Annotated in this window: 7 protein-coding genes; 1 reads left to right on the forward strand and 6 read right to left on the reverse strand. The window is 66.4% G+C overall.

The features are described 5' to 3' along the window. Positions 1-12: 12 nt before the first annotated feature. Together FRC96_RS04110 and FRC96_RS04115 are read right to left on the reverse strand one after the other, a co-directional pair. Complete coding sequence (locus FRC96_RS04110; RefSeq protein WP_146973005.1) at positions 13-2,589, reverse strand: hybrid sensor histidine kinase/response regulator; 2,577 nt, start codon at positions 2,587-2,589, stop codon at positions 13-15. A 105-nt stretch (positions 2,590-2,694) separates the two neighbouring features. Beyond that, positions 2,695-5,262: a response regulator gene (locus FRC96_RS04115; protein ID WP_146973008.1), complete on the reverse strand. Its 2,568-nt coding sequence runs from the start codon at positions 5,260-5,262 to the stop codon at positions 2,695-2,697. Between the two features lie 488 nt (positions 5,263-5,750). Between FRC96_RS04115 and FRC96_RS04120 the strand changes: the two genes are divergently transcribed. Then, complete coding sequence (locus FRC96_RS04120) at positions 5,751-6,041, forward strand: hypothetical protein (protein WP_146973011.1); 291 nt, start codon at positions 5,751-5,753, stop codon at positions 6,039-6,041. Between the two features lie 310 nt (positions 6,042-6,351). Here FRC96_RS04120 and asnB read toward each other — a convergent pair whose 3' ends face one another. From asnB to FRC96_RS04140, 4 genes are all read right to left on the reverse strand, one after another. Then, positions 6,352-8,292: an asparagine synthase (glutamine-hydrolyzing) gene (gene asnB, locus FRC96_RS04125; protein ID WP_146973014.1), complete on the reverse strand. Its 1,941-nt coding sequence runs from the start codon at positions 8,290-8,292 to the stop codon at positions 6,352-6,354. Between the two features lie 136 nt (positions 8,293-8,428). Next, entirely contained in the window at positions 8,429-9,568 is a 1,140-nt protein-coding gene (locus FRC96_RS04130) for a glycosyltransferase (protein WP_146973016.1), read from the reverse strand. Between the two features lie 2 nt (positions 9,569-9,570). Further along, positions 9,571-11,223 carry an FkbM family methyltransferase gene (locus FRC96_RS04135; protein ID WP_146973019.1) on the reverse strand — a complete coding sequence of 551 codons (1,653 nt, stop codon included), beginning with the start codon at positions 11,221-11,223 and terminating at the stop codon, positions 9,571-9,573. Beyond that, the gene (locus FRC96_RS04140; protein WP_146973020.1) at positions 11,220-12,797 is read right to left on the reverse strand and encodes a hypothetical protein; all 1,578 of its coding nucleotides are present in this window, start codon (positions 12,795-12,797) and stop codon (positions 11,220-11,222) included. The genes FRC96_RS04135 and FRC96_RS04140 overlap by 4 nt, the downstream gene beginning before the upstream one ends. Positions 12,798-12,809: the final 12 nt, after the last annotated feature.

The raw sequence follows: 12,809 nt of genomic DNA on the forward strand, positions 1-12,809 counted from the left end.
CCGCGTGGGTGATCAGGTGTGTTCGTGGACCTTGCGCACCAGCTCGCGGATCTGCTCGAGCAGGAGCTCGCCATCGTCGCCGCCTTTGGGCAGGACCTCGCGGGCGCCGCGGGAGAGCTCGTCGCGATCGGCGTCGCTGAGCTCTTTGGCGGTGATGACGACCACCGGGATCTGGCAGTGGGCCTCATCGCGGCGCACCCGGCGCAAGAACTCAAAGCCGTCCATTTTGGGCATCATCAGGTCGAGGAGGATGAGCGCCGGCGGAGCGCCGGAGAGGGCTTCCAGACCTTCCAGGCCGTTGGTGGCCTCGTCGACCTGCCAGCCTTCTTTCTCAAGCACGCGGCGGATGAGCGAGCGGGTGGGCTCGTCGTCTTCTACCACGAGCACGCGGCCGCCTTCGGGGGCCGATGCGCCTTGCTCCTCGTCGCTGCGGTAGCGCTGAAGGATGCTCAAGAGGGCGTCGCGATCGATGGGTTTCATCAGGTAGTGGTCGGCGCCGAGCGCGTAGCCGCGGGAGGTCTCCGAGACCATGGTGACCATGATGACGGGGATCTCTGCGAGTTTCGGATCGGATTTGAGCCTGGCGAGCGTGGACCAGCCGTCGAGCTGGGGCATCATCACATCGAGGGTGATGGCGGCAGGCTGCAGCTCGGCGGCCAGGTGCAGGCCCTCGGTGCCGCTGGCGGCGCAGACGACCTCAAAGCCTTCGCGCTCGAGCATGCGACGCAGAAGATCGCGTACGGTGGGGTCGTCGTCGATCACCAGCACCACGTCGCCCGAGGCGCAGCTGAGCCCGGCGTCGGTCAGGGCGTCGGCGGTCTGGCCGGAGGTGGAGAGGGTGCGGGTGCGGGGGCGCTCGGCGTCGTCTTCAACGTCGTCGCGGGGGATCTCGTTGGCGCGAAGATCGGCGGAGAGGCGCACGGTGAAGGTTGTGCCCTGATCTTTGTGGCTCTCGACCTCGATCGTGCCGCCGAGCAGACTGGCGAAGTGGCGAGTGATGGTCAGGCCCAGGCCTGTGCCGCCGAACTCACGGGTGGTGGAGGTGTCGGCCTGGGTGAACGCCTCAAAGATCTGCTTGAGCTCCTCGGGGGTCATGCCGATGCCGGTGTCGGTGACGCTGATAACGATCTGGTCGGCCTCGGTGTCGCGGCGGGCGTCGACTTTGACCTGGCCCTGGCGGGTGAATTTGCAGGCGTTGGACAGAAGGTTGAACGCGATCTGACGCACCTTGGTGGGGTCGGAGCGCATGTAGCGCAGGTCGGGATCGAGGGTCATCGTCAGGGTGTTGAAGTTCTGTCGGGCCAGGGGGGCGACGGTGGCGGCGATATCATCGAGGAGCTCGCTGATGTCAAAGAGCTCGATGTGGGTGGTCATCTTGCCGGCCTCAATCTTGGAGAGATCGAGGATGTCGTTGATGAGCGCGAGCAGGTGTTGTCCGGCCGAGCGGATCCGCTGGAGGTCGGGTCGAAAGGGCTCGACGATAGGGGTTGCCTCGTTTTGCTCTTCGACGATGACGTCGATCTCCTCCAGCACGATCTCGGCGTAGCCAATGACGGCGTTGAGCGGGGTGCGCAGCTCATGGCTCATATTGGCCAGGAAGGCGCTCTTGGCACGGTTGGCCTCCAGGGCCTCATCCCGGGCCAGCTCCAGGGCCTGGCGGGCAGCGTGGCGTTCGGTGACGTCGCGCAAGATCAAAACAAAGCGCACATTCGTCGAGTCGTAGAGCGTGCCCAGTGCCACCTCGATCGGAAAGAGCTCCCCGTGGCGCATGCCTTCGAGCTCGGTGGCCGAGCGCAACGTGCCCTTGAGCGCCGATTCGCGAAGCCTGCCCGCGGTCAGCGCCGGGACCAACGCCTCGATCGGAGTCTGAATGAGCGCGTCTTCGGAGAGGCCAAAGATCCGGGCGCTGGCCGGGTTTCCGCTCTCGATACGTCCATCGGCGTTGATTGTCAGGATGGGGTCGGGGGCCGTCTCCACCACCGCCCGGGTTTCGGCCTCACGGGTTTTGACCCGGTCGATAAGCCACTCCTGGAGGCGGTCTTTTAAGACGAACATCGAGAACATCACGCTGGTCATGCCCACCATCTCGATGAGTCGGGTCGATTCGGGGCTGTTTGCGCCGATGATCTGCGCGAAGGCCACGCCGTTGATGTCGGCGATAAAAATGGCCACCCAGGTTGTTAACGTCAGCGCCAGCCACCCCAGGGCGGGGCGAGTGCCCAGGAAGAGCAGCGCAAACATGGGCACCAGCCCCATCCAGCTGAGCGATTCGGAGTCCATGCCGTTGGCCGCCAGCGCCATGCCCAGAAAGAGGATGTAAAAGGGAATCAGGATGAGATTTCCCGCCAGCGGCATGCTCCCGGTGCGCTTGAGCGCAAAGGGGGCCGAGCCCACGCAAATCGTCGCCGCGATCACCGCCAGCGTGATCGACACCGAGTGCTGGGTTACCCAGATAAAGGTCGCGGCGATGGGGCCCCAGATCACCAGAAAGAAGACGGTTTGAATGGCCAGTTCGGCGCGTTTTCGCTCAATGTCGCGCCCCTGGCCATAGTCCCCGGGAATAAAATAATCGACGGCGTTTTGAAGCATGATTCGGGCCTTAGGCCAATGAGCTCAACGACGAGAGCTTTGTGGATAGAAGGAGTTCGGGGGGCGTGCATAAGAATCGCTGCGTGAGCGCGGGAAGTATCACTCTCAGAGGAGCGTGTCGACGACCGGCCGCGGGGTGTGGCGGCGCACCATCTTGCGGAGCTCATCGAGGAGGTGATCGCGCTCGTTTCCGCCCTTGTCGATGATGGCGTTGACGCCCTGGCGAAGCCGGGTGCGATCGTCGTCGGTGAGCTCTTTGGCGGTGACCACCACGACGGGGATGTGGCGATGCGCCTCATCCTGACGCAGCTTATGGAGAAACTCAAAGCCGTCCATCTTCGGCATCATCAGGTCGAGGAGGATGAGCCGGGGGCGGTGGTCTTCGAGGCGCTCCAGGCCCTCCAGGCCGTTTGTGGCTTCAATGACCTGCCAGCCCTCGTTGTGGAGGACCCGGCGCATCAGGGCGCGGGTGGGCTCGTCGTCTTCAACAATAAGGATGGGCTCTTCGCCGGGAAGGTCGGCGTCGCGGTAGGTGTGCAGGATCTCCAGCAGGGCGTCGCGCTCCACCGGTTTCATCAGGTAGTGGTCGGCGCCGAGCGCGTAGCCGCGGGCGGCCTCGGAGACCATCGTGATCATGATGACGGGGATCTGGCTGAGCTCGGGGTGGGCTTTAAGCCGGGAGAGCGCGGTCCAGCCGTCCATCTGGGGCATCATCACATCCAGGGTGATGGCGTCGGGGCGAAGCTGCTCCGCGAGCAGCAGGGCCTCGGTGCCGCTGGCGGCGCAGACGACCTCGTAGCCGTCGCGCTCTAAGATGCGGCGGAAGAGGTCGCGCACCGTCGGGTCGTCGTCGACCACCAGCACCAGGCCCGACTCACCGATGGCCGGGAGGTTGGAGAGGGTGTGCCCGCTGCCGGTGAAGGTGGCGTGGGTGACCGGGGAGGTGTCGACCAGGGTCGAGTAGGGGGTCTCGGCTTCGTCGTCACTGCCCAGATCCATGGCCAGGCGCACGGTGAAGGTGGTGCCCTGGCCGACCTGGCTCTCCACCTCGATGGTGCCGCCGAGCAGGCTCGCGAAGTGGCGGGTGATGGTCAGGCCTAAGCCGGTGCCGCCGAACTCGCGGGTGGTGGAGCTGTCGGCCTGGGTGAAGGCCTCAAAGATGCTGGCGAGCTGCTCGGGGGTCATGCCCATGCCGGTGTCGCGCACGGCCATGACGATGTGTTTGTTCTCCTCGTCGGGGCGCACATCCACGGTGACGGTGCCGGAGTGGGTGAATTTGCAGGCGTTGGACAAAAGGTTGAACGCGATCTGGCGCACCTTGGTGGGGTCGGTGCGCACAAAACGAATGGCGTCCTCGTCCATGTCGAGGGTGACCTGGTTGCCGTTTTTCTGGGCCAGGGGGAGCACCGTGGCGGTCACGTCGCGCAGGAGCGCGGCCAGATCAAAGAGCTCCAGGTGCGTGGTCATCTTGCCAGCCTCGATTTTTGAGAGATCGAGGATGTCGTTGATGACAGCGAGCAGGTGCTTGCCGGCGCCGCGGATGTGGTTGAGGTCGGGCACAAAGGGCGCGACGACCTCGCGCATCGCCGGGTTTTCGTCGCCGGTGAGCTCGATTTCTTCGAGAATCATCTCGGAGTAGCCGATCACGGCGTTGAGCGGGGTGCGCAGCTCGTGGCTCATGTTGGCCAGAAACGCGCTCTTGGCGCGGCTGGCGTCCAGGGCTTCGTCGCGGGCGGCTTGAAGGGCCTGCTGGGCGGCCATGCGATCGGTGATGTCGCGCAGGACGAGCACGTGGTGCAGGGCGCCCTCCTCTTCGAAGCTGCCGAGCGCGAGCTCCAGGGGAAACTCCTGGCCGCGGCGCAGAGCGGTGTGCTCGTGGTTGGCGTTGTCGTCGGCCTGGCGGTGGCTGGCGAGGCTTTTTTCGTCGAGGGAGGGGATGAGCGCGCTGACGGGCTGACCCTGCAGAGCGGTCTCGGAGGCGCCGAAGATGCGCGCGGCCGCGGCGTTGGCGTCGAGCACCAGGCCGCGGGCATCCAACGTCAGAATGGCGTCGGGCGCCGTCTCCACCACCGCGCGGGTGCGGGCCTGCTGGCGGTTGAGCGCGCTGACCAGCCAGTCCTGGAGGCGATCTTTGAACATAAAGATGCCAAAGACCATCGAGCCCACCCCAATCAGCTCCAGCGCGCGGTTGCCCAGCGGGCTGCCGCCGGCGATCGAGGGCCCAAAGCCCGGCCCAAAGCCCTCGTGCGCCAGAAAAGCCACCCAGATCGCCATGACCACGCCCATCCAGACGTAGGCGTGGCGTTTGGTTTGAAGCACCAGCGAGAGCAGCGGGACGATGATCAGCCAGGTCAGCGCGGTGGCCATCGGTCCCCCGGTGAAGGTGGCCACCGCGATAATCAGGAGCATGCAGGGCATCAGCACAAAATAGCCCGTCAACGCCAACCTGCCCGTGCGTTTGAGCACCCAGGCCCCGGAGAAGGTCATCGACGAGCCCCCCACGATCAGCGCCAGCATCGTCAGGTTGTCCATCACGATGTAGGCGAAGAGCGCGGTGAGCACGCCCCAGAAGGCCATAAAGAGAATGATGGAGATCGCCGCCTCGGCGCGTCGGCGCTCAACGCCGTCTTCGAGGAGGTGGGCGGGGATGAAATAGTGGATGAGTTTTTTCATAGGTTTTTCGGCTAGGGATCCGCCCCAGGTTGTTTTGTTTACGGGGTTTGCGTGTGGATCGGGTGGGGTGCGCGTGTGGTTAGGTGGTTGTGTGGTTGGGTGGTTGTGGGGCGCGCGTGTGGTTATGGGGTTATGGGGTTATGTGGTTGTGTGGTTGTGTGGTTGTGGGGCCTGGGGGGTTCGCGGTGTGGGTCGATTCGTGAGTGCCGAGCGCCTCAGGACGACGCTGGCTGCGTCGACTGGGATTCGCGGTGGCGCTGCCACAGCTTCATCCCAGCCTCCTTGCCAGCGCCGCCCTGAATGCGCTCGGGTTGGGGGCGTCTGTTCGAGAGTACGTCGGTTATCGCCTCCGGGGAGGGGGACGTCAAAAAAAGTAACGGGTTTTCAGGGGGATGGCATTACCTGGATGGGGGGATGCGGGCGTTGGGAGAGTGCGGGTTGGGGTTGGGTGGTTGTGGGACGTCGAGGTCTGCGATGTCGGTCGATTCGTGCGTGCCGTAGGGGTTCACGAGCCCGAGATCGAGCCCGAGATCGAGATCGAGCCCGAGATCGAGCCCGAGATCGAGATCGAGCCCGAGATCGAGCCCGAGATCGAGATCGAGCCCGAGATCGAGCCCGAGATCGAGATCGAGATCGAGATCGAGATCGAGCCCGAGATCGAGCCCGAGATCGAGATCGAGATCGAGTACGAGTACCAGTACCAGCCCGAGCCCCTGTCCCCGAACGGCCCGACCGTGGGTGCGACCCCACCCTGTTCCGTCCCCGAACGCCCCATCTGAGCAACCGCCACGAACCGACCGTGACCGCGAACGGCCCGACCGTGGGTGTGACCCCACCCGGTGCCGTCCCGGGACGCCTCATCTGACCAACCGCCATGAACGGACCGTGACCCCGAACGGGCCACCCGGGGGTCGGACCCCGTCGTTTCCGTCTGCGGACGGCGAGGGAGAGGGTTCAACCCCCAAAGGTGGTATGCGTTGACGGCGTTCAGCTGGCCAACGCCGCGTTCACGAGCGCCAGGTAGCGCTGCAGGATGGCGGGGCGGTCGAACTCGGCGGCGCGGGCGCGCAGGGTGATGGCACCGGGGCTTTAGCGATCGGGGTGGGTGGCGGCCAACCAGCTCTGGAAGATCAGCGCAGGCCAGAGGCGAGCGGACCAGTCGTGGTGGCCGCTGCGGTGCTCGCGCCAGCGTTCGGAGAGCAGCGTGGGGTCGAAGAAGTTCTGCCGTTTCAAGCGGTCGTGAGCGAGGAGGTCGTCGGCCCAGGCGCGCAGGCCGGTGCGCAACCACTCGCCCAGGGGAACGGCGAATCCCTGTTTGGGGCGTTCAAACAGCGCTCGGGGCACATGACGGGCGAGCACCTCGCGCAGCAGGGCCTTGCCGGGGCCGGCGTCGCGGCTGAAGTGCAGGGGTAAGGTGGCGGCGAACGCGATGACGCGGTGATCGAGCAGGGGAATGCGCGTCTCCAGGCTGTGGGCCATCGCCGCGCGGTCGACTTTAGTGAGGATGTCGTCGGGCAGGTAGCGGAGGGTGTCGTCAAGCATCGCCAGGCGACGGGGGGTCAAGCCGGAGGGCTCGGGCCAGGGGGCGCGGGGGTGTGGGGAGGCTCCCAGGGTGGGGTTCTGGGCGTCGGGCCAGAGGTCGAGCAGTCGGCGGTAGGCATCGGCTTCGGTGGGGTAGTCTGCGATCCACTCGCCAAGTCGGTTCAGGCGCTCGCCAACTCGGCGAGTGCCGAGATCCGGGCTGAGGCGGTTTAGAAAATCATCGAGGGGAGGGCCGGGAATGCCTTTGAGCAGGCGTCCTGCTGTGTTGAAGAGCGGGCCGGGCACAGCCCGTCGTGTGTGGGCAAAGGTCTCGAAGAGACGGTAACGGTGGTAGCCGCCGAAGAGCTCGTCGCCGCCGTCGCCGGAGAGGCTGACGGTGACATGGCTGCGGGCCAGCTCGGAGACGAGGACGGTGGGGATCTGGGAGGAGTCGGCGAAGGGCTCATCATAGATCTGCGGCAGGTCTTCGATGACGTCGAGTCCCCGGGTGTCGTCGACGTAGAGCTCGGTGTGCTGGCAGCCCAGGTGTTCGGCGACCTTTCGGGCGTATTCGGCCTCGTTATGGCTGCGTTGTGAGAAGCCGATCGAGAAGGTGCGCACGGGCTGCGAGCTGATCGTCTGCATCAGCGCCACGATGGTGGAGGAGTCGATGCCCCCGGAGAGAAAGGCGCCGACGGGGACATCGGAGACCATACAGGCGCCGACGGCGTCTTTGAGGTGCGTCTCCAAAAGGTCGGCGGCCTCGGCGCGGCTGCCGGTAAATGGGGAGCGCCGCCCGGCGGCGAAGACCTCGCTCGCTGACCAGTAGGGCCGGGGTTCTCCGGTCTGAAGCGTGGTGGCATCGACCTTGACGAAGCAGCCCGGAGGCAGCTTGTGGATGTTCTCGTAGATGGCGTGGGGAGCGGGCACGTTGCGTACCCGCATCAAGGAGGCCAGGGATCGGCGGTCGATGGGGGCGTTGAACTCCGGAGCGGCGCGCAGAGCTTTGAGCTCCGAGCCGAAGAGAAAAGCCTGGCCCTGGCGGCCGTAATAAAGAGGCTTTTGCCCGGTGCGGTCGCGCGCCAGCCAGAGGACGCGCTCGTCGCGATCCCAGAGCGCGAACGCGAACATGCCGTTGACCCGTTGCAGGGCGTCGTTGACACCGTAGCGGGCCAGAAGGGCCAGGAGGACCTCGGTGTCGGAGTCGCCCACAAAGCGGTCTCCCCGGGCCTCAAGCTCCTCCCGTAGCTCGGCGAAGTTATAGATCTCGCCATTGTAGGTGAGCACGTAGCGTTTGCAGACCGAGTGCATGGGCTGGCGGCCGGCCTCGCTAAGATCGATGATCGCCAGGCGACGGTGGCCCAGGGCGACGCCGGCGTTTACATCGCACCAGACGTCGCCGCTGTCGGGGCCGCGGTGGCGGAGCGCGGCGCTCATCGCTTCGATGCGGGCGCGAAGATCGTCGGTAGGCAGGGGGAGGGATGAGAGGTAGCCGGCGATGCCACACATAGGGAGCCTGGAGGGGGGGCGACGACCTGAGGACGACACAGGCGGCGTCGCTTCGAGTTCGCGGCAGCGTGCTACAGCGTCATCCGTGCTCCTTGCCTGGCATCGCCCTGAGGGCGGTCGGTTTTTTAAGTCATGTTCAGCGGGACAGTGCTTGCTCGAAGATGGTCATGTAACGCTTCAAGATGGCGGGGCGATCAAACTCGGCGGCGCGGGCGCGCAGAGTGTCCGGGTCGGCGGGGTGGTCGAGGACCTCGGCGATGGCGTCGGCCAGGGCCTCGGGGTCGCCCACGGGGGCGAGCGGGCCGAGGCGGCCGTGCTCAAGGAGCTCGGCCGGGCCGCAGGGGCAGTCGGTGGAGATGACGGGGGTGCCGAGCGCCATCGCTTCGATGAGCACATTGCCAAGGCCCTCCCAGGCCGAGGAGAGCACGAAGGCGTCGGCGTGGGCCATGTAGGGGAAGGGGTTGGGGGTAAAGCCCATCAGGGCGACGCGATCTTCAAGGCCCAGCTCGGCGATGAGCCGCTGGAGGGCGCGCTCGTCGGGGCCCTGACCGAAGATCATCAGGCGGGCCTGGCGGGACTGGTTGAGGTGGTGAAGGGCGCGGATGAGCGTGGGGTGGTCTTTTTGCCTGGCGAGGCGTCCGGCGGTCATCAAGAGGGGGAGATCGTCGTTTAGCCAGGGGTGATCGATCGTTTCGTTGGCCTGAGCCGTGATGTGATCGATCTCCACCGGGTTGTAGATCACCTCGACGAGCTCGGAGGGCAGATCGAGGAGCGCGATCAGGTCGTCGGCCGAGCCGCGGCTGACCACGATGATCCGGGAGGCGCGGGGGTAGAGGCGGCGCATCAGCTTAAGGTCGACCAGGTTTCGCACCCGGCCGCGGGGGGAGTCTTCGACCAGCGCCATCTCTTGCGTGGTGGTGTTGTCGACGATGAGGACGCGGGCGGCGCGGCTTCGGGCCAGCCGGCTTGCGAGCATCATCAGGAGGTTTGCGCGGTAGGGGCGGCTGACGATGAGGTCGGGCTGAAGGCGGCGGATCGCTTTTGCCAGGGCGGGGATCACCCTGTGGATGCGGCGCACGCCCATGGTGTGCACGCGGACCTCGGGGGGGAGCTCGGCTGAGTAGTCGCTCTCGGCCATGGAGACGACCAGATCGACGTGGGCGCCGGCCTCGATGAGGCCGCGGGCCAGGTTGATCATGGAGCGCTCCGCGCCGCCGCCGCGCAACGAGGGGATGTAGAGCAGGATGCGGGCGTTGGCGATGGTCCTCCGGGTCACGCTCACGCCTCCTCCGCGCGCGCCGGGCGCACACAGACGATGTTCTGAAAGGATTTGAGGCGCCGGCGATCGAGGGCTTTGAGCGCGAAGGTCTGCCCGTCGGCGGCGATCTCAAAGAAGGTGTAGCCGTAGCTGGCGAGCAGATCGAGAAGATCATCCATGGTGTAGCCGGCGCTTTTGCAGGTGCCCTGATTCAACTCCAGGATGATGTTGGGGCGAAATCCGGTGAGCACCTCGTCGGCGCCTTTAAGCGCGGCGAGCTCGGCGCCCTCGATGTCGATCTTGATGAGGTCGACGCGCTTTAGACCGGCGTCTTTAACAAAGGTATCCAGGGTGGTGAGCTCGATCTCCTGGACGACCTGACCGCGGCGCTCGGTGGGGTAGAGGGTGGCAAGGCCTAAGTGGGTGGTGCCGTCGTCAAAACGCTCGGCGGCCTGGTAGATGCGCGCCACGCCGGGCTCATCGCTAAGCCCTGAGGTGGAGAGGGTGACGTTCTCAAAGCCGTTGGACTCGATGTTGAAGCGCAGGCGGCGGTGAATGGCCTCGTTGGGCTCAAAGGCCACGACGCGGCCGCGGGGAACCTGGCGAGCGGCGACCACGGAGAACTCGCCATGGTTGGCGCCGATGTCGATAAAGACGTGGTCGGGCTCCAGGAGGTGGCGAAGGAGCGCGATCTGGGGGCCGGAGTAGAAGCCGCGCCAGAAGATCTGGCTTCCCATATGCTCGTTGAGATCGAGGCGAAAATGCAGGTCGCCGTCGAAGTCGTCGAGGTCGACCTGCAGGGGGAAGCGCGCGGCCAGGCGGCGGGCGGCGTCGCTTAAGCGGGCCAGCCCGCGCTGCTGGTAGAGTTGGTTTGAGGCGCGCCGGAGCTTTCGGATCAGGAGGGATTTCATAGACACGTCATCGGCAGGGCGGGGGTCGGGGCTGTTTTGGAGAAAGGCGCGAATGTGGCCAAGGGCCTGGTCGGCGATGATCTCGGGGTCGGGGCAAGCGTCCAGGGTGACGCAGCGCACGCCGCAGCGTGAGAGGGCGAGGGTAAGCGCCTCAAAGTTTCGGTGACCGCGGTCATAGTCGTGGGAGGTCGGGGGCGATGGCAAGCCGAAGTTAACCGAGTGTCCGCCGGTGCGCGCGCGCTCCTCAGAGCGGTGCAGAGCCTCGGCGGGGGGCAGGTTGAGAAAGAGGACGATGTCGGGGAGATAGGGGCTCAGGCTCTGCACGAGCGCGTCGAGCGGGCGCGTGTCGGGGAGCTCGCGCAGGTTGAGCACGCTCCAGATCTCCTGGGCGATGTCCTGGTCGAAGATCGTCAGCGCGGGGTCGGCGGACGCGCGTTTTAAGGAGGGGCGGGAGAGCGTGGTGTTATGGGATTTGCGACTTAAGTCGTAGAGGCGGCGCAGGCCCAGGGCGTGGGGAGGTCCCATGGCTGTTGTGAGGCGCAGCCCGAGGAGCCAGGGGGTGGGACGTAAGGCCAGGTGCGAGAGCAGACCCAGCGCGCGGGCGGCGGTGGGGGTCTGGCGATGCTGTGCGCTGATGCGCTCGCGGGCCTCCTGGCGGTCGCGCACCGCGATGCCTTCGGCGCGAAGCGCCTCGATGACGTGCGCCACGCAGGTGGACTTGCCGGCGCCGGGCAGACCGATGAACTCGATAGCGATGCTCAAAGGGCCTCCCAGATGGCGGCTTTTGCCTGGTTGAGCAGCACCTCGGGGGGGAGGGTGGCGTCGAGGTCGATCAGCGTGGCCGAGCCGGGGTCGATGGACTGAAGGGCCAGGGCTTTGGAGGCGATGTCGACGATGTCGTGGTCGGGTTTTCGACGCCAGGCGATCTCGGGAGAAATGTTGAGGCGCAGGATCAGATCGGGGGGGGTGTTCTGCAGGCTCTTAAAGAGGGCGTCTTCGGCCAGGGCAAAGACACGGCGGTTCAGAGGTTGTTCGGGGTCGGAAGGGATGGAGGGGCCGCTGGCCAGGTGGCTGGCCTGGAAGGGGAAGCGGTCGGCCACGACCAGGGCGCCGCGGGTGGCGGCGAAGGCGGCGCGGCGCGTGTTGAAAAGATGACGTCCGGCCAGCGAGACCCAGGCCATGTCGCGCATAAGCTGTCGGCCTGCAGAGCGCTCCGGGGGCGGGGTGTAACGCAGCACCTGGTCGGGGTCGAGATCGGGGAGCTCAGGCGTATCAAGCTCGCCGCCTGGCGAGGGTGCGGGCACCTCGGGGGCCGGGGGGCGTTGACGATGTGTGAAGGTCTCCAGCGCCCACCATTTCGCCCGGGCCAGGCTCTGCCAGGCGGCGCTGACCGGGTCGCCTTTGCCCAGGTAGAGCTGGCGGGTATCGATAAGCTGACTGAGCCAGGCGTTAAGCGCCTCGGTGAGGGTGGATTTGCCGGCGCCGTCGGGGCCGATGACGGCGATGATCAGGCCCTTGTGGGGGAGGCGCAGGCCGCGGCGGCGCGGGGGGAGGGGCAGCGGGGTTTTGCGGGCGGCGGCGCCGGCTAAAAGTTTGAGCTGGCGGGTGCGGCGGCGGGCCTGCGCTCCGGCCGGGTGAAAACGCCGGTAGGGCTTGAGGGCGTTAAGCACGAGGGGGCGCAGGCGCATAAGCTCATGGATGGCCGGGGTGCCCGAGAGGCTGGGGTCGAGCCAGGAGGCCATCCCCCTTGCAAAGGGCTCACCGAGCAGGGCGCCGGCCAGGGTGAGGACCTCGTCTCGGCTGGCGAGCGCGCGAAGCTCCAGCAGACGCGCAACGCTCTGGGCGGTGGGGGCCCAGGGTGAGGTGTCGTGGCGCGCGAACTTTTGCTCGACGCAGGTGCGCAGCAGCAGAATCAGCAGGTTGAGGGCGTCGCTGAGCACCCAGACCTGGTGGTCGGGGTGAAGGCGGCGGTGCTCCAGCAGCGCGTCGGCCCAGGGCAGCGCATAGTCGCGCAGCGCGTCTTTGCCGGTGGGCAAAAGGGCGTGGAGGTGGAGGTGGTGGAGCGCGCCGGTCTCTGTGTCGAAGCCCAGCCAGTCGGAGGTGGCGGGCACAGGCGGCACCGCGAAGCTGTGTGCTTGCTTGAGGCCGCCGTCGCGCAAGATGGCCTCAGCGCGGGCGCGAGAGGCCGGGGCGACGAGCAGATCGTAGTCTTTGGGGCCGCCCTGGAGCGCCTGGCCCAGCCCGGCCGGATCTTTAAAGTAGGCGTGGGGAATGCCGGCCTCATCAAGCGCGCGCAGCGCGCGGCGCAGGGAGGCCGACGAGTTCGATGGGGTCATAGAGGTACGTCG

Origin of the sequence: Lujinxingia vulgaris, from assembly GCF_007997005.1 — a bacterium.
In the GTDB taxonomy this organism is placed as follows: domain Bacteria; phylum Myxococcota_A; class Bradymonadia; order Bradymonadales; family Bradymonadaceae; genus Lujinxingia.

Coding starts and splice junctions, on each gene's coding strand:
- FRC96_RS04110 (WP_146973005.1), bottom strand. CDS start 2,589: ATGCTTCAAAACGCCGTCGATTATTTTATTCCCGGGGACTATGGCCAG.
- FRC96_RS04115 (WP_146973008.1), bottom strand. CDS start 5,262: ATGAAAAAACTCATCCACTATTTCATCCCCGCCCACCTCCTCGAAGAC.
- asnB (WP_146973014.1), bottom strand. CDS start 8,292: ATGTGTGGCATCGCCGGCTACCTCTCATCCCTCCCCCTGCCTACCGAC.
- FRC96_RS04140 (WP_146973020.1), bottom strand. CDS start 12,797: ATGACCCCATCGAACTCGTCGGCCTCCCTGCGCCGCGCGCTGCGCGCG.